At 31.7% G+C, this 22132-nt stretch carries 25 protein-coding genes and 1 tRNA gene; 16 read left to right on the forward strand and 10 right to left on the reverse strand.

Annotation, left to right across the window (positions count from 1 at the left end; translation table 11 throughout):
• Position 1 precedes the first annotated feature (1 nt).
• On the reverse strand, positions 2-385 hold the full coding sequence (locus BUC09_RS14195) for a pyrophosphohydrolase domain-containing protein (protein WP_073312250.1): 384 nt from the start codon (positions 383-385) through the stop codon (positions 2-4).
• Between the two features lie 72 nt (positions 386-457).
• Here BUC09_RS14195 and BUC09_RS14950 point away from each other — a divergent pair, with 72 nt between their 5' ends.
• Complete coding sequence (locus BUC09_RS14950; protein ID WP_073312251.1) at positions 458-646, forward strand: hypothetical protein; 189 nt, start codon at positions 458-460, stop codon at positions 644-646.
• 68 nt (positions 647-714) lie between these two features.
• Positions 715-1758, forward strand: coding sequence for an SRPBCC family protein (locus BUC09_RS14205; protein WP_073312252.1), 1044 nt, complete (start codon positions 715-717; stop codon positions 1756-1758).
• A gap of 37 nt (positions 1759-1795) precedes the next feature.
• Here the strand turns inward: BUC09_RS14205 and BUC09_RS14210 are convergent, their stop codons facing one another.
• From BUC09_RS14210 to BUC09_RS14220, 3 genes are read right to left on the reverse strand one after another with little or no spacing between them, the layout of a single operon-like run.
• Positions 1796-2512: a tRNA threonylcarbamoyladenosine dehydratase gene (locus BUC09_RS14210; RefSeq protein WP_073312253.1), complete on the reverse strand. Its 717-nt coding sequence runs from the start codon at positions 2510-2512 to the stop codon at positions 1796-1798.
• Between the two features lie 11 nt (positions 2513-2523).
• Positions 2524-3171 carry a TatD family hydrolase gene (locus BUC09_RS14215; RefSeq protein WP_073312254.1) on the reverse strand — a complete coding sequence of 216 codons (648 nt, stop codon included), beginning with the start codon at positions 3169-3171 and terminating at the stop codon, positions 2524-2526.
• The gene (locus BUC09_RS14220; RefSeq protein WP_073312255.1) at positions 3171-3767 is read right to left on the reverse strand and encodes a DUF1684 domain-containing protein; all 597 of its coding nucleotides are present in this window, start codon (positions 3765-3767) and stop codon (positions 3171-3173) included. Before BUC09_RS14220 ends, BUC09_RS14215 begins: the two co-directional genes overlap by 1 nt.
• A gap of 82 nt (positions 3768-3849) precedes the next feature.
• Here BUC09_RS14220 and BUC09_RS14225 point away from each other — a divergent pair, with 82 nt between their 5' ends.
• From BUC09_RS14225 to BUC09_RS14270, 10 genes are all read left to right on the forward strand, one after another.
• Entirely contained in the window at positions 3850-5073 is a 1224-nt protein-coding gene (locus BUC09_RS14225; protein WP_073312256.1) for an MDR family MFS transporter, read from the forward strand.
• 117 nt (positions 5074-5190) lie between these two features.
• Entirely contained in the window at positions 5191-5550 is a 360-nt protein-coding gene (locus BUC09_RS14230) for a BlaI/MecI/CopY family transcriptional regulator (protein WP_073312257.1), read from the forward strand.
• 1 nt (position 5551) lies between these two features.
• Positions 5552-7369 carry a M56 family metallopeptidase gene (locus tag BUC09_RS14235; protein ID WP_073312258.1) on the forward strand — a complete coding sequence of 606 codons (1818 nt, stop codon included), beginning with the start codon at positions 5552-5554 and terminating at the stop codon, positions 7367-7369.
• Positions 7370-7425: 56 nt separating this feature from the next.
• Positions 7426-7569, forward strand: coding sequence for an SsrA-binding protein (locus BUC09_RS14240; RefSeq protein WP_073312259.1), 144 nt, complete (start codon positions 7426-7428; stop codon positions 7567-7569).
• 101 nt (positions 7570-7670) lie between these two features.
• Positions 7671-7744, forward strand: a tRNA-Arg gene (locus tag BUC09_RS14245).
• Positions 7745-7861: 117 nt separating this feature from the next.
• Positions 7862-10243 carry a sensor histidine kinase gene (locus tag BUC09_RS14250; protein ID WP_073312260.1) on the forward strand — a complete coding sequence of 794 codons (2382 nt, stop codon included), beginning with the start codon at positions 7862-7864 and terminating at the stop codon, positions 10241-10243.
• Positions 10215-10598, forward strand: a complete 384-nt coding sequence (locus BUC09_RS14255) for a response regulator (protein ID WP_073312261.1) — start codon at positions 10215-10217, stop codon at positions 10596-10598. The genes BUC09_RS14250 and BUC09_RS14255 overlap by 29 nt, the downstream gene beginning before the upstream one ends.
• A 27-nt stretch (positions 10599-10625) precedes the next feature.
• Positions 10626-11198 carry a pentapeptide repeat-containing protein gene (locus BUC09_RS14260; protein WP_073312262.1) on the forward strand — a complete coding sequence of 191 codons (573 nt, stop codon included), beginning with the start codon at positions 10626-10628 and terminating at the stop codon, positions 11196-11198.
• Positions 11199-11326: 128 nt separating this feature from the next.
• A complete protein-coding gene (locus BUC09_RS14265) occupies positions 11327-12346 on the forward strand; it encodes an FRG domain-containing protein (RefSeq protein WP_073312263.1) in 1020 nt (339 codons plus the stop codon).
• Positions 12347-12354: 8 nt separating this feature from the next.
• Positions 12355-12654, forward strand: a complete 300-nt coding sequence (locus BUC09_RS14270) for a DUF1905 domain-containing protein (protein WP_073312264.1) — start codon at positions 12355-12357, stop codon at positions 12652-12654.
• Between the two features lie 65 nt (positions 12655-12719).
• On the opposite strand, the gene BUC09_RS14275 is transcribed toward BUC09_RS14270, so the two are convergent.
• Positions 12720-13319 carry a nitroreductase family protein gene (locus tag BUC09_RS14275; RefSeq protein WP_073312265.1) on the reverse strand — a complete coding sequence of 200 codons (600 nt, stop codon included), beginning with the start codon at positions 13317-13319 and terminating at the stop codon, positions 12720-12722.
• Positions 13320-13417: 98 nt separating this feature from the next.
• Here BUC09_RS14275 and BUC09_RS14280 point away from each other — a divergent pair, with 98 nt between their 5' ends.
• Positions 13418-13777, forward strand: a complete 360-nt coding sequence (locus tag BUC09_RS14280) for a winged helix-turn-helix transcriptional regulator (protein ID WP_073312266.1) — start codon at positions 13418-13420, stop codon at positions 13775-13777.
• A gap of 12 nt (positions 13778-13789) precedes the next feature.
• Here the strand turns inward: BUC09_RS14280 and BUC09_RS14285 are convergent, their stop codons facing one another.
• From BUC09_RS14285 to BUC09_RS14295, 3 genes are read right to left on the reverse strand one after another with little or no spacing between them, the layout of a single operon-like run.
• Positions 13790-14467 carry an ABC transporter ATP-binding protein gene (locus BUC09_RS14285; protein ID WP_073312267.1) on the reverse strand — a complete coding sequence of 226 codons (678 nt, stop codon included), beginning with the start codon at positions 14465-14467 and terminating at the stop codon, positions 13790-13792.
• Positions 14467-15723 carry an ABC transporter permease gene (locus BUC09_RS14290; RefSeq protein WP_073312268.1) on the reverse strand — a complete coding sequence of 419 codons (1257 nt, stop codon included), beginning with the start codon at positions 15721-15723 and terminating at the stop codon, positions 14467-14469. Before BUC09_RS14290 ends, BUC09_RS14285 begins: the two co-directional genes overlap by 1 nt.
• A complete protein-coding gene (locus BUC09_RS14295; protein WP_073312269.1) occupies positions 15723-16805 on the reverse strand; it encodes an efflux RND transporter periplasmic adaptor subunit in 1083 nt (360 codons plus the stop codon). Before BUC09_RS14295 ends, BUC09_RS14290 begins: the two co-directional genes overlap by 1 nt.
• Positions 16806-16911: 106 nt before the next feature.
• Here BUC09_RS14295 and BUC09_RS14300 point away from each other — a divergent pair, with 106 nt between their 5' ends.
• The 3 genes from BUC09_RS14300 (at position 16912) to BUC09_RS14310 (ending at position 18910) form a co-directional block, all read left to right on the forward strand.
• Positions 16912-17655 (forward strand): sulfite exporter TauE/SafE family protein, encoded by a 744-nt coding sequence (locus BUC09_RS14300; RefSeq protein WP_073312270.1) that lies wholly within the window; start codon positions 16912-16914, stop codon positions 17653-17655.
• Positions 17652-18479 carry a 4,5-DOPA-extradiol-dioxygenase gene (gene ygiD / locus BUC09_RS14305; RefSeq protein WP_073312271.1) on the forward strand — a complete coding sequence of 276 codons (828 nt, stop codon included), beginning with the start codon at positions 17652-17654 and terminating at the stop codon, positions 18477-18479. The genes BUC09_RS14300 and ygiD overlap by 4 nt, the downstream gene beginning before the upstream one ends.
• A 158-nt stretch (positions 18480-18637) precedes the next feature.
• Positions 18638-18910: a DUF4242 domain-containing protein gene (locus BUC09_RS14310; protein ID WP_073312272.1), complete on the forward strand. Its 273-nt coding sequence runs from the start codon at positions 18638-18640 to the stop codon at positions 18908-18910.
• Between the two features lie 37 nt (positions 18911-18947).
• Here BUC09_RS14310 and BUC09_RS14315 read toward each other — a convergent pair whose 3' ends face one another.
• Together BUC09_RS14315 and BUC09_RS14320 are read right to left on the reverse strand one after the other, a co-directional pair.
• Complete coding sequence (locus BUC09_RS14315) at positions 18948-19931, reverse strand: FAD:protein FMN transferase (RefSeq protein ID WP_073312284.1); 984 nt, start codon at positions 19929-19931, stop codon at positions 18948-18950.
• Positions 19931-22126 (reverse strand): PepSY domain-containing protein, encoded by a 2196-nt coding sequence (locus tag BUC09_RS14320; RefSeq protein ID WP_073312273.1) that lies wholly within the window; start codon positions 22124-22126, stop codon positions 19931-19933. Before BUC09_RS14320 ends, BUC09_RS14315 begins: the two co-directional genes overlap by 1 nt.
• Between the last annotated feature and the right edge of the window lie 6 nt (positions 22127-22132).

Consider the following 22132-nt stretch of genomic DNA (forward strand, 5'->3'; position numbering starts at 1 on the left):
TTTATCCCAGAATTTCTTCAAAGTTAGGTTTGAAGTAATTTGGTCCTTTCATTACTTTTCCATCTTCACGATAAATTGGCTTTCCATCTTCACCAAGCTTACTCATATTACTTCTTTGAATCTCATCAAAAACCTCTTCTATTTTATGTTGCAATCCATGTTCAAGAATAGTACCACATAAAATGTAAAGCATGTCTCCTAATGCATCTGCAATTTCTACTATATCATTATTTTGAACTGCTTCAAGATATTCTTCATTTTCTTCTTTCATTAAATTAAAACGAAGAAGGTTTTTGTTTTCTCCCAAATCACCTGTCGGTGCTTCTTTTACACCTAATCCAAAAGATGTATGAAACTCTTTTACTGCGTTAAGTTGTTTTTGCATTTTATATCTATTTATTTGGGTTGCAAAATAGCAATATGAATCCACAATTACTTATTTTTACAGAAAAAAATTATGTTCAGTAAAGGTCAACTTATATTTGCCGTTCTTTTCTTTATCGCTTTTGTTTGTGTAATGATTTTTACCTATCGAAAGGATTTAAAATTGCACAAACACTACTACAAAGGAAGTTTGTGGATATTAATAGCTTTCCTTCTTTTTATTGGTGTACTATTTGTAATTAAGTCGTTGTTAAAAGAGTAAAGAAAATTATATTTTTTTAACATTTTTTTTTATTTTTACTCGACCAAGACTTACCTACTATTTAACTCATGAAAATTGCAAAATATTTAGTTTTACTTTTACTTTTAATGGCTGGTACCATTTCAGTTTTTGTGGCTACTAAAGATGGAAAATATTCTGTAAAAAGATCCAAAATTATTGATTTACCTAAAGAAACAGTTTATAAATATGTTTCTGATCGAAAAAACTGGGACTCAATAAACCCTTGGAAAGATGAAAACTTAAAACTAATCGATTTCGAAAACTCTGATGATGTAACGGTTACTCAAAGAATTTTTTTAAACGAAGTAGAAAACAATCTTACTTTAAATATTAAAGACACACTATCTAAAAAAACTCTTTTAGAATGGTCAACTCAAGGAAGTTTGAGTTTTAGAGATAAATTCTTAAGCATTATTGGCAAAGGAACAAAAAATAATTTTGACGATAAATTTGACGAAGGTTTAAATACAATCAATACTATTCTAACCCGAGAACTAAAAAGTTTTAATGTAAAGTTTGAAGGATTTGTAAGACTTGACACTTTATTTTATGTGCAGCGCCCTATTGCTTGCAAAACAGAAGATTTAGCTAAACAAATTAAAATTCAACTACCAAAACTTAAACAATTACTTTTATCAGCCAATACACCTGTAAAAAATTCCCCCTTTATAATTTATCATAAAAAAGATACTTTAAATGACATTATAACCTTTTCTGTAGCTTTGCCAACAGAGAAAAAAGTTTACACAACTTCAGAAAGTGACATTTTTAATGGTCAATCTAATCCTTTTGGAGCAATAAAAGCAATATTTACAGGTAACTACGTTAACAAAAAAGAGGCTTATACACAAATAAATGATTTCATAAAGAAAAATAAATTAGAGCAAAGCCCAACTTATAAAGTCATTGAGTTTATTCCTAAAAATAGTACTACAGAAAAATCTGCTTCTACATGGGTAACAGAAATTTATGTCCCAGTTAGGCCTATAAAGAAAGCCCCAATAAAAAAAGCACCTAAAATCAATCAAGATTCGATTACAAAAGCGATTGTAAAAGACATCCTTAATTCAAATAAAAATCAAGTGAAGTAATAATAAAAAACCGAGATTAATCTCGGTTTTTTTGTGCTTATTTTTTAAGTAAATATTTTACAACTGTTTCTGCAGCATGAAGACCAAATAAAGCTGGCATCCAGCTATTGGTTCCATAGAATGATTTTTTGAAGTTTGAACCATCAGTCATTTTTACACTACTGTAATCTGGTCTTTCAAACGAGTAAACCACTTTGACACCACTCGAAATTCCTTCCGATTTTAGTCTTCTACGAACTTGTTTTGCTAACGGACAATAATCTGTTTTACTAATATCTTTTACACATACTTTACTGGCTTCAAACTTTCCGCCAGCACCCATGTTACTAATAATTTTTATTTTCTTTCTTTTAGCAGCAAGAATCAAATTTAATTTTGGTGTTACACTATCAATACAATCCATAACATAATCATATTCATCAGTAACAATTTCATTAGCTCTTTCTGGCGATAGAAACTCTTGAACAACTGTAAGTTCTAATTCAGGATTAATATCTAATAATCTAGCAGCCATTAATTGTACTTTTGGCAAACCAACTGTTGAATGTAATGCAGGCAATTGTCTGTTTATATTGGTAATATCTACAACATCCCCATCAACAATAGTCATTTTTCCAACTCCTGCACGAGCTACAAACTCTGCTGCAAAAGAACCAACCCCCCCCATACCAACAACAAGTACGTTAGCATTTCTAAGTTTTTCTAATCCTTCTGTTTTAAATAATAATTCTGCTCTTTCTTGCCAAACTGCCATTTCACTAATTTTTAAATTTCGGGTGATAAACCGAAAACTGTTTTAAAATTTTCTTCAACCTGTTTCTCTATACTTATTTTCTTAATATCTGAAGCTTTTTGATACACTTCAATTATTGATTCTTCTACTCTATCTGTCTCCAGAAAAAATCTATCATTTGGTACTTGTTCAAAAACTTCTGAAAGCTCAGAGTTTCTTAACAAATATTTCCCAAAAGAAAGATAAAATCCATTATCTAAAAGTGATTTAGCAACTTGCCAGTTTTTTGAAAATCCGTGAATAATCATAGGAGTTTCAATTTGCATACGCTTTTTAACTTCAATCACTTCTTGATACGCAGAAACACAGTGCAAAATTACAGGTTTTTTATGCTTTTTTGCAAATACTAGTTGTTTTTCAAAAACTTGGAGTTGAATATCCATTGGGATTTCAATTCGCTTGTCTAATCCACTTTCACCAAGTGCTAAACAATTTTTAAGCTGTAGTTTATCTTCTATTATATTTAATTCATCCTCAAGATTATCTAAATTTATATACCAAGGATGGATTCCAATAGAATAATAAGGTAACTTGCCATCAAATTCATTAGGATATTGATTGACAACTTCTAAAACATTTGAAAGCTCGGTTTTTTTATGTGTATGAAGATTATAAAGCATTAGTCATGAAATTTTTTAACTCCCGCTTTGATTTCGATATCCAAATCATTTTCTAACGGAACGAGCGGACAAGAATACTTATGATTGTAAGCACAATAAGGATTGTATGCTTTGTTAAAATCTATAATCATTACATCTTTTTTAGGAATTCGAGCGTCTAAATATCTTCCTCCTATATAACTTTCTTTTCCACAAGTTAAATCTGTAAAAGGTAAAAATAGATAGTCTTTAAATCCTGGCTTTTTAATTAAATCCAAGTTTTGGTAAACGTTAAGCTTAAAAGACTTTCCTTCTAAAATAAAATGCAATTCACCATACTTTTTATATTTTGGCAATCTAGTAGTAGTTGTTTTCATTTCGAAAACTTTTTCACGTTTAGCTCTAATAAACTTCGCTTCAACTATATACTTTTCATCAATAGGATAAAAATCAAGTGCTTTAAAAACTTTTAAATCTTCAGCCGCTAAAGGAGACGAGGTGCTATCTGCAAATTCTTTATTCAAGTTTTGCTGATACTCTAAAGAAGTTTCAAGCTTTTTCTGAGCATTTAAGCTAATTGAGAAGATAAAAAACAATAAATATGAATACTTTTTCATTATACAAATTTTAACAAAAATACTTCAAAACCAAAGAAGCAGCAACATCTTATTTTCGTAAATTTGAGCTTTACTCCTACAAATGCTTCAAAACGCCATCAATCGTTACTTCGATAATTTCAAAGGTTTCTCAAGAGAAATATGGATTTTAACACTTATCACTTTCATCAACAGAGCTGGAACAATGGTTTTACCATTCCTATCTAAATATTTAAAAGAAGATTTACATTTTTCCTATTCACAAGTAGGATGGATTATGGTTTGTTTTGGGACAGGTTCTATGATAGGTTCTTGGTTAGGCGGAAAACTTTCTGACAAGATTGGCTTTTATAAAATCATGATTTTTAGTTTATTTTTTAGTGGAATCGCTTTTTTTATACTTCAGTTTATTACCAGTTTTACCGGTCTATGTTTAAGCATGTTTCTAATTATGGTTATTGCTGACATGTTTAGACCAGCGATGTTTGTCTCTCTTGGCGCTTATGCAAAAAAAGAAAACCGAACTAGAGCCTTGACATTAGTTCGATTAGCTATAAACTTAGGCTTTGCCGCTGGACCAGCAATGGGAGGATTAATAATCATGAATATTGGTTACAAAGGACTATTTTGGGTTGATGGAGCAACTTGTATAATTGCCATTTTAATATTTTGGCTAACAGTTAAAGAGAAGAAGAAATCAAAATATACAGATAAGGAACATCCTGGCGAAGTACTCACACATTCGGTTTTTAAAGACAAACCATTCTGGGTATTTCTAGCTTGCTGTACAATCACAGGAATTTTATTCTTCCAATTGTTTACCACTATTCCATTATATCATAAAGAGCAATTCAACCTTACAGAATTTCAAACTGGACTTTTATTAATGATGAACGGATTATTAATTTTTGTTCTTGAAATGCCAATTGTTAGTATTGTTGAACGAAAAAACATTGATAAAGTCAAAGTAGTAACTTTTGGAGCCTTAGCCATGACCATAAGCATGTTTTTAATGCTTATTAATATGTGGAGTGGTATTCTTGTTATCATGATGCTTTTCATGACATTTGGAGAAATGTTTGCCTTTCCATTTTCAAATTCATTTGCCATGAGTAGAGCACCTAAAGGACATGAAGGAAGATATATGGCTATATTTACTATGAGTTATAGTTTGGCTCATATTTCTTCAGCCAAAATTGGTATGGAAATAATTTCAAAATTTGGATACCAAACAAACTGGGTATTCATGGGGTTTTTAGGAATCATGTCAATACTTCTTGGAATTTGGGTTTTAAAACTTGTTGAAAAAGAAAAAAATCATCTGTAAATCAACAAAATACACATTCTGCATCTTAAAATTAACTTAAATTTTAGTTAAATAACTATAAAATTAGTTTGTTAACTAAAAAAATAGTTATAAGTTTGATTTATTAAAAAATAAGTCATGCAAAAGTTAACGAATAAGGAAGAGGAAATCATGCAAATTTTATGGAAGCTTAAAAAAGCTTTTGTAAAAGAAGTTATGGCAGAAATTACCGAGGAAACTCCACACTACAATACCCTTTCTACTATTATACGAAATCTTGAGGACAAAGGTTATGTAGGTCATAATGCTTTTGGAAACACACATCAGTATTACCCTATTGTGACTATTGAAGATTATAGAAAGCGTTTTATGAAAAATGCCATCGAAAATTACTTTAATAGTTCATATAAAAATTTAGTTTCTTTTTTTGCTGAAGAAGAAAAAATTTCAGCAAAAGAACTCCGTGAAATTCTAGAAATAATCGAAAAAAAGGAATAGTATGGAAAACATTTTCATATACTTTTTAAAGGCAAATGCATTGATTACAGTGTATTTTTTAGCGTATCATTTCCTTCTTAGAAAAGAAACATTTTTTAACACAAATAGATGGTTTTTACTGGCAGGTTTATTTACGTCTGCAGTATTGCCTTTATTTTTCATCAAGAAAACTATTTGGGTAGAAAAACCTGAATTCTCAATAAATGATTTAATACAATATGCTAATGTTCCTGTTAGCAAAGCAAATGAATCATTTACAATTGACTGGGATCAAATAATAATAAGTTCTTATATACTTATATCAGCCTTTTTATTGGCAAAAGTAGTAACCAATTTAATTTCATTAGTCAAATTACTTCGAAACAAAGAAGTAATTAAAAGAGATAAATTCTCACTAGTAGATTTAAATGAAGACATTGCTCCATTTTCATTTTTTAGCTACATCGTTTTTAATTCAAATTATTATACTAACGAAGAACTTAGAAGTATACTTCTGCACGAAAAAGTACACAGTCAAGAAAAACATTCCATAGATGTTCTCATTGCAAAATTATTTTGCATTTTATTTTGGTTCAATCCATTTATGTGGCTTTATAAAAAAGCAATGCTTCAAAACCTAGAATATATAGCAGACAATAAAGCTTGTCAACAAATAGAAGACAAAAAAATATATCAAAGAGCACTCTTAAAAGTAGTTAGTAATCAAAATTGCTTAGCTATTACAAATCATTTTTATCAATCATTAATCAAAAATCGAATAGTCATGTTAAACAAAAATCAATCCCACAAAAGAAATTCTTGGAAATACTCAGTAGTAATTCCAGCTCTTGTAGCCTTTTTTATTGTATTCCAAGTAAAAGTAATCGCACAAGAACGTGAAAGAAAAATTGTAGAAAAACAAGAAAACAAAAAAGTTGTATCTATTGTTATAGATAAAAATACATCTGATAACGATATTAAAAAAGATGCTGAGATGCTTAAAAACGAGCACGATGTAAATTTAAAAGTATCTAAAGTTAAAAGAAACTCGCAAGGTGAAATCACAGGGATAAAAGTAGAATACAAAGATAAAAATGGAAACAATGGTTCTATGCAATCTCAAAGTGATACCCCTATCGAACCTATTCATTTTTACAAAGAGTCTAGTGATGAGGGCAAAAATAGAATTGGTTTTGGAAAACCTAAAATGGAACTAAGAAGACCTCAAAGAATTAAACGTCTGGCTGAAGTAAGTAAAGATTTTGACGAAGAAGAATTAGAAAGAAAAATCGAAAAAGAAATTGACGAAAATTTAGAGAAATCATTTGCATGGAGTTTTTCTGACGATGATCATGATAGCAAATCAATAGAAAGAAGAATTGTGATTAGAAAAGATGGTAAAAACGGTAAACCAGAAGTTATCATTAATGGTGAAAAACTAGATATCCCATACGCTGATCTAGAAAAAATGGACAAAGATTTTAATGGTAAATTTGAATTTAAATCTGGAGACAATGGTCCATTTATATTCAAGTTTAATGACGAAGAAATGATGCGTTTTAGTCCTGAGGATATCGAAAAAATAAAAAGTGAAGCCATGGAAAGCTCAAGAATTAATATGAAAAAAATGAAAGAGCACATGGAAAAAATGCGTCCTGAAATGGAAAAAATGAGAGAGAAAATGGAATGGAGTAAAGAAGATCGCAATATTGAAATGCAAAAAGCAAGAGAAGAAATGCTAAAGGCTCGTGAGGAAATGCTAAAAGCACGTGAAGAAATGAAGAAAGCTCGTGAAGAAATGGAAAAAGCAAAAGTGGAAATGAAAACTAGAAAAGCTTAATAGTATAAAGACTGTCAATTGACAGTCTTTTTTTATCTTTGTCAAAAATAAAGGCCATGTACAAAATTCTAGCTAAACTCAATAAAATAATCTTACCTAGTTTTACTAAACAACAACTTGATATTGCTAAAGCTAAAAAATGGCAAATGGCAATTATAGGTTGGCGCTATTACGTAACTAAAAGAGCATTAGGGAATTAAAAAATAAAGAAATATTTTTTAATTTTCTTGTTTGCATATTAATCAAATATATCTATATTTGCACCCGCAATCAGCAAGATACTTCTTCTGATTACAAAAAAGGCCTCGTGGCGCAACTGAATAGCGCATCTGATTACGGCTCAGAAGGTTACAGGTTTGAATCCTGTCGAGGTCACAAAAAATTAAAGTCTGCTCACTGAGCAGACTTTTTTTGTTTATCCCACATTGAAAAAAACCACTGTATTTAATTAGCTGATTTTAGTTATATTTACTTTCCAAAAATTCTGAAAAAGTGAATTCTGAAAAAAAAGCGACTCAATTTACAGCTTGGTTTTTATCCCGACCTAAAACGTCTGGCTGTATCGTTTTTTTTTCATTACTTGCACTTATAATCCTACTGGTCATCTTTAGATATCAAGCAATAAAAGAGGCTGAGCGATATGAAATGAACAATGTTCTTGGAGTTGTTAAAAAAAATATTGAGCAAAATCTTAAAAATAATTATGCAGTTCTTATAACTCTTGCTTTGTCTATTGATGATTCGGGTGAACCCAAAAATTTTGAGAAAATATCTGAAAGTCTCATCAACACCTATAAAAACATTGATGCTGTACAATTAGTACCTGGCGGAGTAATTAAAATGACTTATCCTCTCAAAGGTAATGAAGCCGCGACAGGATTAGACATCCTTAACAATCCTTTACACAGGCAGGCTGCTTTAAAGGCAATCAAAACAAAATCTATTTATTTTTCTGGACCAGTAGAACTCAAACAAGGTGGCTCAGGCGTTGTAGGAAGACTACCAATTTTTAAAAAGGGTAAATTTTGGGGATTTTCTGCTGTAGTAATACGATTTAATACTTTTATAAAATCTACTGGTATTGATTCATTTGGTGAAAACAATTATTATTTTCAATTAAGTAAAATAAATCCATTATCTCACGAAAAAGAATTTTTCCTTCCCAACAAGTCTGATTTTTCTAAAAAGTATTACAAAACTGTAGATATTCCTGAAGGTGATTGGAAACTTTATATCATTTCAAAAAAAGGGGACCACTTTTTTGAATTACTACCCACATCAATAATTGGTACTTTATTATCTCTTCTTTGCGGATTATTTATTTATATCTTGCTTAAACGTCCTTCAGAATTACAACATCTAGTCGAAATTCAAACTAAAAAATTAATCAAAAATGAATTTTTATTCAAATCCATTTTTGAAAATGCAGGTTTAGGTATTTTTCACACAAATACTATTACCGGTCAATTTATTGATGCCAATGATGTAGTTTGTCAATTATTGGGCTATACTTTGGAAGAAATTAAAGAAAAAGACTTTATGTCAATTACCCATCCTGAAGATCTAAAAGAGGATTTAGAGTATATGGAAAAACTCAAAAATGGAGAGATTAAACATTTTTCCATGGAAAAAAGATATATCAAAAAAAATGGAGAGTTCATTTGGGTTTCTATTACGGTTTCTCCTTTATGGGAAAAAAATGAAACTCCTAATCATCATATTGCTATCGTTGAAAATATATCTACAAGAAAAGCCAATGAACTAGAATTATTAGAATCCAAACAAAAAACGAGAGATTTAATTGATAGTATTGATGGTATTGTTTGGGAAGGAAATTCGGAAGATCCAGGAATAACCTATGTCAGCAAAAAATCAGAAGCTATTTTAGGTTATAGTCCAGATGAATGGACATCTGACGATATGTTTTGGCGTAAAATAATTCATCCCGATGATCGTGATTGGGTTATTGAATACAGCACTAATGCCGCAAAATACAGAAAACCATTTGACCAAGAGTACAGAATGATTGCTAAAAATGGTAGCGTTGTTTGGGTTCGCGACTTAGTGAGTATTTATACTGTTGATGAAAATAGAATACGCTATCGAGGAATTTTAATTGACATTACTAAATCAAAAGAAATTGAGATTGATTTAAATAACTCACTTAAATTAGTTACTGAGCAAAACAAACGTCTACTTAACTTTTCCCATATAGTTTCTCATAACTTGCGTTCGCATACCAGTAACATTCATTCATTGATAAATTTAATTGAAATGAGTGAAGATGAAACTGAGCAAAATGAACTATTGAATTTATTAAAATCAGTTTCAGAAACTCTAAATAAAACCATGGACAACTTAAACGAAGTGGTTTCTATTCAAACAGATATTAATCCTATTATCGAAAAGTTAAACTTAAATAAGTATATCACTAAAACTCAAGAAATTCTGCATAGTCAAATTACAAAAAATGGTGTTGTGATAATAAATACCATTCCTGATGATGCTTACCTACAATTTAATCCTGCTTATTTAGAAAGCGTTTTACTTAATTTTATTTCAAATTCAATTCGTTATAGACATCCTAAAAGGGCACCAGAAATTAAACTTTCGTTATATACTGAAGGAGAATACCAAATTCTTGAAATTCAAGATAACGGAATAGGAATTGATTTAAAGAAAAACGGTGAAAAAATATTTGGATTATACAAAACCTTTACAAGAAACCCTGAGTCTAGAGGAATTGGATTATTTATTACCAAGAACCAAATTGATGCCTTAAATGGAAAAATCGAAGTAGAGAGCCATTTAAATGAAGGAACAACTTTTAAAATTTATTTCAGCCATGCCACAAAAGAAAATTTACATCATTGACGACGATCCCATTTATAAATTAGTTACCAAAAAACTAATTGAAAAAACCAACTTATTTAGCCATACCAAAGAATTTTCTAATGGTAGTGAAGCTTTTGAGTATTTTGAAAGCACAAAAGATATTCCCGAAGTTATCCTTCTAGATCTAGAAATGCCCGAAATGGACGGCTGGGAGTTTTTGACCGAATTTTGCAGTTTAGAGAAAAGACTTCATAAAGAAAGTACCATTTACATTGCCAGCTCATCGATTGCTATAGAAGACAAAGAAAAAGCCAAAAAATACAAGTGTGTAAAAGCCTTTTTAAGCAAACCCATTAATCTCGAAAAATTAGAAAGCATTGCCGGTGAAGATTAAGTATATTTGCGTTCAAAACAGTAAAACATGACCGCCGATTTTATTTACGATAAAGAATTTAATACCATAACTTATTCGCAATACGAAATCACGCAAAAAGAATTTGAAAACTGTGTTTTCAATCATTGTGATTTTACCCAATGCAGTTTTACAGGCGCTGTGTTTGTCGATTGTACTTTTAACCACTGTAACTTTAAAGATGCGAAAATAGGCCATGTAGGCTTGCGAAATGTCATGTTTATCGATTGCGATTTTACGAGCGTAAACTTTGCCATGACCGACCAAAAAATATACGAGTTTCATTTTACCAATTGCCTACTCGACTATGCCATGTTTTACAAACTAAAACTAAAAGGAATGCAGTTTACCAATTGCAGTATGGTTTCTGTAGATTTTATGGAAAGTGACTTAACCGATGCCTTATTTGATAATTGCAATCTTCGCTTAGCAGTTTTCTCGGACACCAACCTCAATAAAGCCGACTTTTACAGTAGCCATAATTTCTCCATCAATCCCGTTAAAAACAAAGTAAAAAAAGCGATTTTCTCGCAAGAAAATGTAAAAGGATTGTTAGACAACTTCGAGATTATCATCAAGTAAGCCCTTATTTTACTGAGTTGTTAAAAACTACATCACATTGTCAATAACTATGACTGGCAATGCAGGATTGCTTTTTGTAAATTTGAGAATAACATCAACCATTTATGAGTTGTACAAAATGAAAAAGAATGAATCTATTCAAGCATCTACCTATTGAATTAAGAATACAGCAAGAAGCAGAGATAAATCCAAATGGAAAAATCATTAGAGGTATTAAACCCATAGACATGACTACCTATTGGCAATATGATTTTGAAGAAAATTGTGATGCTTTTTTTGAATGCTTTAATGACCCGTTTTCTGAGCTATATGGACCTAACCAGTCTAGTGATGCAAAATATATTTTTAGAGGACATCGAGATGCAACTTGGAAATTAATCCCTTCTGTTTTTAGAAATTACAATGATGAAACAAATATTAATAGTTTAAATATACTAAACTCAGGAAATGGTCATTTTTTACCCGAATTAACTGATTTCATTAACTTCATTAAGGGTCTAAATAGTTTAGGCTATAAAATTGAAGATGATACTTTTAAGTTAATTAATTCAGTTTTAACTGACGATACATACAAAGCATCCGATTTAATAAAAAATTTCCCAAAAAAAGAACAGCTAAAAGAATTAGCTTTAGCTCAACATTATGGAGTACAAACAAGATTATTGGACTTTACTTTTAACCCAAACAAGGCAATATTTTTTGCTTCTGAAAAAATAAAACATCCAAGAAAAGAAGATAATTTCAAAATGGGCATTTGGGCAATTCCTGAAAGATTAATAGAGATATGTCAAGAAGACTTCTATTTAGAAAAAATATTTATTGAAGGATTTCAAAACAACAATATGATTGCTCAACAAGGTTTATTTATTAATTATTTCAAGGATAGATCTGTCGACGAAAATCTATATAATAGCGAAGGAAAAATTAAATCTCTAGATGAATATTTATACGAATACAAGAAAATCCCCGAAAATGAAAGATTGATAAATGAAAAAATTGGAAAACCGAGTCTATTTACTTTATCACATAGTGTTGCTTGGCAAGTTTCTAAAAGACTTGATATATTAAATGTTAATTGGTTTACAATTCAACCAGATTTGGATGGAGTAAAAAAAGAAGTTGAAAGAAAAAGAAATCACCATCAATAAAATAAAAAATGCCCAACCTCATCAAATATACCTTTTCGGCAAAAATATGGCAATACGAAGGGCCGAATGGTTGGTATTTTGTATCCTTACCGCAAGATATTTCAAAAGAGATTCGAGAAAACTTAAAATGGCAAGAGGAAGGTTGGGGTCGGTTAAAAGTCAATGCAAAAATTCAAACCCAAGAATGGAAAACCGCTATTTGGTTTGATACCAAACAAAATACCTATCTCCTCCCCTTAAAAGCTGCCATTAGAACCAAATGCAAACTGGAAAAAGACCAAGAAATAACAGTTAGTGTTTTAGTTTAAATAAAAATCACTAACACACTGGTTTATAGAGCAAATACAGTATGTTAGTAATTCTATAAAATAGCTTATAATTCAGTAATAATTTGGTCCACAAGTAATCTTGATTTAGGTTTTAACTCTGGTTGGTTGGCATCATTTGCATCACGTTTCCCAATCGCAACTGCAAACAAAGGTTGGTAATCTTCTAATTTTAATATCTGTCTATATTTATCTTTTTCAATGCCTTCCATAGGTGTTGAGTCAATACCTAAACTAGCACAAGCCGATAAAAAATAACCTAATGACAAATATACCTGATGTTGCAACCATGCTTTAATTTCATGCTCTGGTAATGGCTTTATAAATTGTTTGTAATAGCCTACTGCACCTTCTGGCAAATTAGCTTCAATTTGTTTTTCAAACTTATCTAAATCATCAATTGCACTAAACACTACTGTGTAGCTTGAATCCAACACTTTAGGCGCATTAAAATACGATGCATTTGCTAGTTCTTCCTTTATTTCAGGATTAGAAACAAATGTAAAATGCCACGGCTGACTATTAATAGACGAAGGTGATAACTGCAAAATGCTTTTCAACTTGTTTATCAAATCCTCTGATAATTTTTCATCAGCATTATATTTTTTGGTGGTATAACGCTTTTGGGCTAATGTTAAAAAATCCATATTTCTTTTTTTAAATTATACTATACTTTTTATAGTTGCAAAACTATTTATAGTTTATTACATTTGCAATAACGGTCAAATTGTATAGTTCAAAAAATATGTATAAAATAGACGATAAAAAATTTCCATGTAGTACAAGCCTTGCCATGAAATACATAGGCGGTAAATGGAAAGCAGTGATCTTAATACACTTGTATTCTAAAAAAAGATACAATGAATTAAGAAAAGAATTACCCATGGTTACTGAAAGAACCTTAAGCATCCAACTAAAAGAACTGGAAAACGACGGTTTAATATCCAGAACGGTATACACCAGCAAACCTCCGCTAAAGGTTGAATACGAATTAACGGAGCTGGGTAAAACACTAATCCCTCTGTTGAACGCCATGGCCGAATGGGGAAGATTTATGGGTGAAGAACATCTAAAAGTAAAAACGGAACCTTGTTTTAACAGTTAATTAAAGCCCAATTTAACTTAAAATTTTACCATCTTCCATGGTAATAATTCGGTGGGTGCGATTAGCAAAATCAGGATCATGGGTTACAATCAACAACGTTTGATTATGCTCTTTGGTGAGTTGGTTAAAAATATCAAACACAATATCACTGTTTTTCTTATCCAGATTTCCCGTAGGTTCATCGCCCATAATAATCAAAGGTTTATTTATCAAGGCTCTGGCAATCGCCACACGCTGCTTTTGTCCGCCACTCAACTGATTAGGCATTTTTAAAGCATGTTCGTGCATATCGAGCGTGCGAAGATGTTCTATGGCATTTTGTTCTATCTCTTCTTCAGATAGTTTTCCCAATTTAAGTCCAGGAAGCATTACATTACGCAACACATTAAACTCATTCAGCAAATAATGAAATTGAAATACAAAGCCTATACTTTCGTTACGCATTTGTGCCAATTCTTTATCGGTCTTACCTGTTATCAATTCTTCATCTAAATAAATTTGGCCTTCATAATCAGTATCCATCGTCGAAAGCAAATACAGTAAAGTCGATTTTCCACAACCTGATTTCCCTACAATAGAAACAAATTCACCATGATCTACCTGCAAATCAATTTCTTTGAGCACCTGCATGCGCAAAGGATCATTAAAATATTTGGTCAGCTTTTTGGTTTCTAATACGATATTACTCATTACTTTCCTCTAATAATTTCTACTGGATCTACTTTACTGGCTTTCAAAGCAGGAAATAAACCTGCAATAAAAGTAGTAATCAAGGCAAAAGTGATTCCTATAATATAAAACAACGGATTATAATTTACCGGAAATGTCTTCACTGTAGGTAATGCAGCAGTATTAAAGGGAATCACATCAATGATATTCGAAAAAATAAAACCAAATACTAATCCTAAAACCCCTCCACAAATACCAATAACCATTGATAGAATCATAAATATCCATTTCACATCATTCCCCGAAAAACCTGTAGCTTTGAGTATCGCAATGCTATCCATTTTTTCAAAAATCATCATATTCAAGATATTGTAAATCCCAAAACCGGCCACAATCAATAAAACAATTCCAACAGCATACGAAATGATACTTCTAATGGTAGTCCCAGTTTCAAACTGTGAATTGGTCGTTTGAAAATCAATCGTATCTACGTTGTATTTGTTTTTATATTCTTTAGCTAAAGCAGGAGCCAAATCTATGTCATGTATTTTAACCTGAATATCCGTAATATAGTTTTTTGGCGCCCCCAATAATTTTTGGGCCATGGTTAGCGAAGTATAACTGGTGATATCATCAATGTCCGCAATACCTATCTGAATAATCCCAACAATCTTCATGGAAGCCAAATTCCCTCTAGGCGTAGTAATTTTAATAATATCGCCTGTTTTCAACAACATTTTATCTGATAAGCCCTTCCCTATCACAATACTATTATTTTGTCGAAGGTCTTCTATTTTACCTTCCACCATATAATCATTTAGTGAAAATAATTTTTCTTCAATCAACACATCAATTCCATTGGCAACCCCTGAAATTTCAATAGTCCCCGAATTAAAAAACACAGGCGTGGTAATTTTTGGCGCAACATCAAAAACCCGCTGGTCTTGTTTTAAACTCTGAATAATTGATTTTGCATTATAAATTGATTTTCCTCTATCTTTTGGTTTAATCGAATGGATAAAATTGACATCATGTTTATGTTTTTCAGCCAAATTTACCGGTTGGTTTTCCGATGGTTTTATTTCGTTATATAATCTAACATGTGGCGTACGGTTAATGATTAAGCCATCGAGCAAATCGTTCATTCCGTACATAAAACTCACCAAAGTGATAAACATAGCAATTCCAAAAGTCACTCCTACTCCAGCAATTACGGTTTGCTTTAATCGGGAGCGCATTAAATGCACTGCTATAGAAAAGACTAGTTTAAAATTCATTATTTGGGTAAATAAATAGTTTCATTGGCTTGCAAACCTCCAAGTACTTCTACATTTTGATAATCGCTTAAACCTACCTTTATTTTTTGCTTTTCGTCTTCGTTGACCAACACATATTCCTCATCAATTAGATAATTGCGTGGGATTGTCAATACATTCTTTCGTTCTTTGATAATAATATTAGCTTCCGCAGTCAAATTAGGATATAACTTTGGAGGCGTTTTTACAAAATGCGCTTCTATTCGAAATGTACGTGAACGAATGTCCATAATAGGGTAAATTTTGTCTACAGAAGCTTCAAAAACTTCTCCTTTGTAACTGTCCATCGTTACGAGTATTTTTTGGCCTGTTGTAACACGAACCATATCATTTTCATCAACATCTAGCTCCAATAAGTAATTGTCCTTTTTCCCTATGATAGCTAGTGGTGTTTGCGGGGAAATCAACGTTCCTTCTTTTACCAAAACATCAAAAAGTTCTCCCGCAAAAGCACTTTTTACTGTAAAGTCACTTTGTGATTTTTGGTTAATTCTAAGATTGACATTACTGCGACTTTGTTCGTTTTGTAATTGCGTTTTCAGTTGTGATAACTGTTTTAAAGCAGTGGCATACGCCAATTTTGAATTCTTGTAAGCCAATTCTACCTTTTCAAAATCAACTTCAGATATTGCATTGTACTCCTTAACGTTTTTACTTCGTTTATACACTGATTCGTCTAGCGCTAATTTATCTTTAGCACTTTGTACACGCAATTCGGCTTCTGAAATTTTATCTTGAATATAAAGTCCGCTTTCCTGACTTATTTGATAAGCTAATCTAGCATTTTCAGTTGCGAGTTGCGCCTTTTCACTTTCTATTTGAAATAAAGACTGACCTTTAATGATAGATTGACCAACAGAAACATTGATTTTTTGTAAAACGCCACTAACAGTCGCAAAAACAGTATATTGATTATCCGCTTTTACAACCCCCGATGCATATACGCTCTCGGTTACCGTTCCTTTTTTAGGAAGGATTTCTTCGGTTTCATTTTTAGAACAAGAAAATAGGAATACAAACGAAGCTAAAAGTATTTTTTTCATGAAAAAGAAATTCACATTCTGATATAAAATTACGCAATAACTTACTAAATAATGTGACTTTTGTCAGTTAATCATTATTTTTATAGTTAATACTTACTTTAACAACATGACCACAGAACTTTTGATTTATTTCATCGTATTGGCTTTACTTTCAGAAATCGTTGGGACTGTGGGTGGTTTTGGTTCATCAATGCTTTTTGTACCTATTGCAGGCTATTTCTTAGACTTTCATTCGGTTTTAGGTGTAACGGCAATTTATCATCTGTCAAGCAATATTTCCAAAATATATTTTTTCAGAGAAGGTTTTGACAAAAAACTCGTCATTAACATGGGGATTACCTCGGTACTTTTTGTAATTCTAGGTGCCTTTTTAAGTAAATATATTTCGTCTACCATATTAGAATTTATTTTAGCATTTTTTCTCATAACTTTAAGTCTTTTACTCTTATTTTTCAGAAACAAAAGATTAGCCCCTACAACATTGAACGCTGTTTTGGGTGGAACTTTTTCAGGATTTGTTGCAGGACTTTTAGGAACTGGAGGCGCTATACGAGGAGTCGTTTTAGCTTCTTACGGATTAAAAACCAATGTATTTATAGCAACATCAGCCTTGATTGATTTAGGCATAGATGCTAGTCGGAGTGTCGTATATTCTCTTAATGGTTTTGTACACAAAGATGATTTGTATTTAATTCCAATTCTATTAATTGTAAGTATTACAGGTACTTTTATTGGAAAAAAAATTGTGATTTTATTAACTGAAAAACAATTCCAAACATCAGTTTTATTCTTAATTTTAATCACAGGATTAGTCACCTTATACAAAACACTCCCCGAATTAAACATATGAATTTAAATCAATTAGATACTATTGCAAGTCAATTTCCTCGTACAGATAAAATGCCTGTTCTGTTTCTTGGACACGGTAGTCCGATGAATGCCATTGAAGAAAACCAATTTGTACAAGGCTTTAGAAATATTGCCAAAACGATTCCAAAACCAAATGCTATATTATGTGTATCGGCGCATTGGTTTACCAAAGGAACTAAAGTCACCGCAATGAACTTCCCTCCTACGATACATGATTTTGGTGGTTTTCCTAAAGCTTTATACGAAGTTCAATATAATGCCCCTGGAAGTCCAGAATTGGCTGAAGTAACTCAAAAATTACTAACACCTACTCCCGTAGATTTAGATCATAGTTGGGGCTTAGATCATGGTGCTTGGAGTGTCATTAAACATTTGTACCCTAATGCCGATATTCCTGTAATTCAATTGAGTATTGATTATACAAAACCTGCCGAATATCATTACGAGTTGGCTCAAAAATTACAAACGTTACGTGAACGAGGCATCCTAATTATTGGAAGTGGAAACATAGTCCACAATCTCAGATTGGTTGATTTCAATAATATCAACAAAGTAGATTATGGCTACGATTGGGCACATGAAGCTTTTGATAGCATTAATAAGCATTTACTCGATGGTGATTACAAACCATTAATTAGTTATGAAAAACAAAGCAAAGCTTTTCAATTAGCCATCCCTACACCAGATCATTATTTACCATTATTGTACATCTTAGGATTACAAAGCAAAAACGAAGAACTCTCATTATTCAACAATCATTTGTTGGCGGGTTCTTTAAGTATGACCAGTGTAAAAATTAGTTAAGTAAATCAAAGTATTTATTAAGCTTTTTCGTAAATTTACATTCTGATTTTCAAACACTTATTTCCTAAAAGATTTCATTTTTATGGAATCCAGAAACCATATAAAAAAACGGGGCAAAACCGAAAAGCCATACGAGTAGGAAACTAAAGTTTTTTATCATGCCAAAATATGTTATTGAAAGAGAAATTCCAGGAGCTGGAAATTTAACCCCAGAACAACTTAAAGGGATCTCACAAACTTCTTGTGGAGTTTTAGATGCAATGGGGCCAAAAATTCAATGGGTTCATAGCTATGTAACTGGAGATAAGATTTATTGCGTTTACAATGCACCTAATGAAGAAATGGTTCGTGAACATGCTCAAAAAGGAGGCTTCCCAGCAAATTCCATTAGCAAGGTTTCAACTATTATTGATCCCACAACAGCAGAATAAAAAAATCCCGAGTTAAACTCGGGATTACTATTTTTAGTTATTTGATTAATTTCTTTTTTTTGAAGTTTTTCGACTTGATAATTTTTCCTTTATCGGTAATCAATACGCATGAATAGTCAGGAAATTTTGCCAATAACTTTAACCCTTCTTCAACTCCTAAAACTATTATTGAAGTACTAAACCCGTTGGCTATTTCTGCACTTGGGCCAAATACCGATACGCTACAAATTTCAGTGGAAGGCATTCCTGTCTTTGGATTTATAATATGAGAATACCGTTTACCATCAAACTCAACAAATTTTTCATAATTCCCTGAAGTAGTCACTGCAAATCGTTTAAGTTTGAACACTTCTGCATAATCATCATTTTTAAAGGGGTTTGTAATACCAACAGTCCAGTATTTACCATTGTGCTGTTTTCCCCAAGTTGTTAAATCGCCTGAAGCATTTATAATTCCAGCCTTCACTCCTTTTAATTCCATCAATTCTCTGGTTTTGTCGGCCGCATAACCTTTTCCTATGGAACCAAAACCAATTTTCATCCCTGGTTTTTTCAAAAAAATCGTTGAGGCAATGGTATCAATTTCAATGTTTTGGTAACCAACCTTTTCTACCGATTTTTTAATCGCTTCTGCACTTGGCATAGTGGTCATAGAACCATCAAACTTCCAGATTTTATCCATCGCTACAATACTGATATCAAAAGCACAATCAGTAAGTTTCGAAAAATAAATCCCTGATTGTGTCAAACGAATCACTTCCTTATCCACTTTTACAGGTTTGATTCCCGCATTTCTGTTCACTTCAGAAATTTGAGTTTGCGGGCGCCATTCTGAAATTAAATTTTCAATCCTTTCAATTTCAGTTATGGATTCATCAATATATTTTTCGGCCGACAATGAATCTTTGGCTTCAATAGTAATATCAAAACGACTGCCCATTAAGGTTACTGCGCGATGTCTTTGCACTTGCGCAACAACTACATTTGAAACTAAAACAATTAAAAAAAGGATTCTGTTCATTAATAACAATCAGATAGTATTTGCCCATTCGCTTGGAAATGAGCTAAATTATAATTGGTTTTTTCTATACAGATTTGCTCCAATGCAACAATTACATCTTTATACATCGCTAATGAGCCACAAATCATTACAACTCCACCGTTTTGCAATAGTGACGCTATTTTTTCTGCGTCATTTTGAACAATTTGTGTAACATAACAATGATTCCCTTCGCGAGAAAAAGCAAATTGGAAATCATGTATCTTTTTGTTTAACAAATAAGTTTGTAGACTATATTTAAACGCTTTTACAATTGGCGTTTCTTTTCTAAAACCTACATAAAGATGTAAGGGAAGTAATTTACTGTTTTCGTTAATCATTCCTAAAAAAGGGGCAATTCCGGTACCATTTGCTATTAAAATGGCTTCATTTTTGTTTGGTAAATGAAATGATTTGTTTTCGACTATTCTGGCTTCAAAATGACTTCCAACTTCTAATTGATACAAATAATTTGAACCCAATCCAGATTCGTGAAGTTTTACGACCAATTGAATTTTACCATCCACTTTACCTATTGAATACAATCTTTCTTTGCCTTCATTGCCTGGATAAATAGCCAATAAATCACCTGATTGAAACTTGATTTTCTTGCTCGGTTTTAGTGTTACAACATAGTTTTGACAATCTTCTGAAACAACCGTTTTTGAAATCACTTCAAACTTTTGTAATGCTTTTGGCTGATTCACATATTGCGCTGGAGTTGTGCTTAATTCCGTTCCGCTGATTTGATTATAGGATTTTACCCATTCCACAAATTCATTTACAGATTTATCATTTACTGTATGAAAACCAATAATCGTTTGATTCCAAGTCTGATTCTGCAACCACGATTCAACTTTTTTGGCATAACCACAAAAATCAGGATAGTTTGTAGAACCAAATCCAACTACACTGGTTTGAATCGATTTAAAAAAATTCAACTCACCAATTAATTTCTCAAATTGAGTGGCATTAGAAGGCGCATCCCCCAAACCATGCGTGGATGTAAAAATCAATAGTTGGTCGGCGTTAGGAAATGCTTTTACGGCGTTCATTTCGGTAATGAATACTTTCTTTCCAAACTTGACTAATTGATTTTTTATTGCATTGGCAAAACCTAATGTGCTTCCATTTTCAGAACCAACTAAAATGATAATGTTACTTTCATCAGCCGAGAACTGATTCTTTATTTTATTCTTCATTCGTCTCCAAGACATAGTAAATCCTGAGTAGATAAAAAATAAAATACTAATGGAAGAAATTCCTAAAATTATTGCCCAAATGGAGTTTGCTCTTCCCGTATGCAAATCCAAACTCAACGCCTCTAAAAGCACTGTTTTAGGGTATTTAATTTCACTTAAAATACTTCCATTAAACTGATTTACCAAAAGCTCTCTGTCGTGCAACTTTAAAGTATAAAGTTCTTCAACATCATCTGTAAAAGGAAATTCAATTTTTTGTACTTCCGAGAGTTTTATGTTTTGAAATGTTTTAAAAGCATTAATTTCAAATTGTTCAGGCGCTTTGTCAGGAAACGAAATCTCTTTATGATCTTGCTTATCTTCACCAAAAAGCTTAAACCTGTTTAAAGTCAAATACGTTCCAGATAACGATATAATCAGTATGGGAAGTAAAAACCATCTACCAGTAAAAACGTGCAAAAATTGATTCCAACCTTCATTAGGTATTTTAGCAAAAAAACGCAAAATCCCTTTTTGTCTTTGGATCACTAAAATGGTTCCTGATGTTGCAATTAAAAACAATAAAAAGGCATTGATACCAATAATGATTCTTCCTGTATCGTGTAAAAACAAAGAGCGATGCAATGAAGTTACCCATTGAATAAATTCACTTTTCTTTTCAGATTTTCCAATGATTTTACCAGAATTTGCATCGATGTATCCTTCAATTTCTTCTCCATTTTCATCTAACCCTTTAACCGTTACAAATTGGTTATGATCTACAGTAAGTTCATTTACTTCTAAAAATTGGTTCTTAACTGCGGGAATTACTTTTGAAAGCGTAATTTCTTCAAAATTTTCTACACGATACTGCGGTAATTTCTGCCCTACTGCGTCAATTGCTAATATAATTCCGGTGATAGAAGCCATTAACAAAAATAGAGAAGATACCACCGCCAACGTGAAGTGCGCGTATCGCCAAATGGAAAGCGTCATGAATGG

Origin of the sequence: Flavobacterium terrae, assembly GCF_900142035.1 — a bacterium.
Taxonomy (GTDB): domain Bacteria; phylum Bacteroidota; class Bacteroidia; order Flavobacteriales; family Flavobacteriaceae; genus Flavobacterium; species Flavobacterium terrae.

Excerpts from the sequence above, each read along its gene's own strand:
- BUC09_RS14270 (WP_073312264.1), top strand. The coding sequence starts at position 12,355 with ATGCCCAACCTCATCAAATATACCTTTTCGGCAAAAATATGGCAATAC.
- BUC09_RS14220 (WP_073312255.1), bottom strand. The coding sequence starts at position 3,767 with ATGAAAAAGTATTCATATTTATTGTTTTTTATCTTCTCAATTAGCTTA.
- ygiD (WP_073312271.1), top strand. The coding sequence starts at position 17,652 with ATGAATTTAAATCAATTAGATACTATTGCAAGTCAATTTCCTCGTACA.
- BUC09_RS14320 (WP_073312273.1), bottom strand. The coding sequence starts at position 22,126 with ATGACGCTTTCCATTTGGCGATACGCGCACTTCACGTTGGCGGTGGTA.
- BUC09_RS14265 (WP_073312263.1), top strand. The coding sequence starts at position 11,327 with ATGAATCTATTCAAGCATCTACCTATTGAATTAAGAATACAGCAAGAA.
- BUC09_RS14280 (WP_073312266.1), top strand. The coding sequence starts at position 13,418 with ATGTATAAAATAGACGATAAAAAATTTCCATGTAGTACAAGCCTTGCC.
- BUC09_RS14285 (WP_073312267.1), bottom strand. The coding sequence starts at position 14,467 with ATGAGTAATATCGTATTAGAAACCAAAAAGCTGACCAAATATTTTAAT.
- BUC09_RS14195 (WP_073312250.1), bottom strand. The coding sequence starts at position 385 with ATGCAAAAACAACTTAACGCAGTAAAAGAGTTTCATACATCTTTTGGA.
- BUC09_RS14275 (WP_073312265.1), bottom strand. The coding sequence starts at position 13,319 with ATGGATTTTTTAACATTAGCCCAAAAGCGTTATACCACCAAAAAATAT.
- BUC09_RS14225 (WP_073312256.1), top strand. The coding sequence starts at position 3,850 with ATGCTTCAAAACGCCATCAATCGTTACTTCGATAATTTCAAAGGTTTC.
- BUC09_RS14295 (WP_073312269.1), bottom strand. The coding sequence starts at position 16,805 with ATGAAAAAAATACTTTTAGCTTCGTTTGTATTCCTATTTTCTTGTTCT.
- BUC09_RS14290 (WP_073312268.1), bottom strand. The coding sequence starts at position 15,723 with ATGAATTTTAAACTAGTCTTTTCTATAGCAGTGCATTTAATGCGCTCC.
- BUC09_RS14315 (WP_073312284.1), bottom strand. The coding sequence starts at position 19,931 with ATGAACAGAATCCTTTTTTTAATTGTTTTAGTTTCAAATGTAGTTGTT.
- BUC09_RS14300 (WP_073312270.1), top strand. The coding sequence starts at position 16,912 with ATGACCACAGAACTTTTGATTTATTTCATCGTATTGGCTTTACTTTCA.
- BUC09_RS14310 (WP_073312272.1), top strand. The coding sequence starts at position 18,638 with ATGCCAAAATATGTTATTGAAAGAGAAATTCCAGGAGCTGGAAATTTA.
- BUC09_RS14230 (WP_073312257.1), top strand. The coding sequence starts at position 5,191 with ATGCAAAAGTTAACGAATAAGGAAGAGGAAATCATGCAAATTTTATGG.
- BUC09_RS14215 (WP_073312254.1), bottom strand. The coding sequence starts at position 3,171 with ATGCTTTATAATCTTCATACACATAAAAAAACCGAGCTTTCAAATGTT.
- BUC09_RS14210 (WP_073312253.1), bottom strand. The coding sequence starts at position 2,512 with ATGGCAGTTTGGCAAGAAAGAGCAGAATTATTATTTAAAACAGAAGGA.
- BUC09_RS14240 (WP_073312259.1), top strand. The coding sequence starts at position 7,426 with ATGTACAAAATTCTAGCTAAACTCAATAAAATAATCTTACCTAGTTTT.
- BUC09_RS14235 (WP_073312258.1), top strand. The coding sequence starts at position 5,552 with ATGGAAAACATTTTCATATACTTTTTAAAGGCAAATGCATTGATTACA.
- BUC09_RS14255 (WP_073312261.1), top strand. The coding sequence starts at position 10,215 with ATGCCACAAAAGAAAATTTACATCATTGACGACGATCCCATTTATAAA.
- BUC09_RS14950 (WP_073312251.1), top strand. The coding sequence starts at position 458 with ATGTTCAGTAAAGGTCAACTTATATTTGCCGTTCTTTTCTTTATCGCT.
- BUC09_RS14260 (WP_073312262.1), top strand. The coding sequence starts at position 10,626 with ATGACCGCCGATTTTATTTACGATAAAGAATTTAATACCATAACTTAT.
- BUC09_RS14205 (WP_073312252.1), top strand. The coding sequence starts at position 715 with ATGAAAATTGCAAAATATTTAGTTTTACTTTTACTTTTAATGGCTGGT.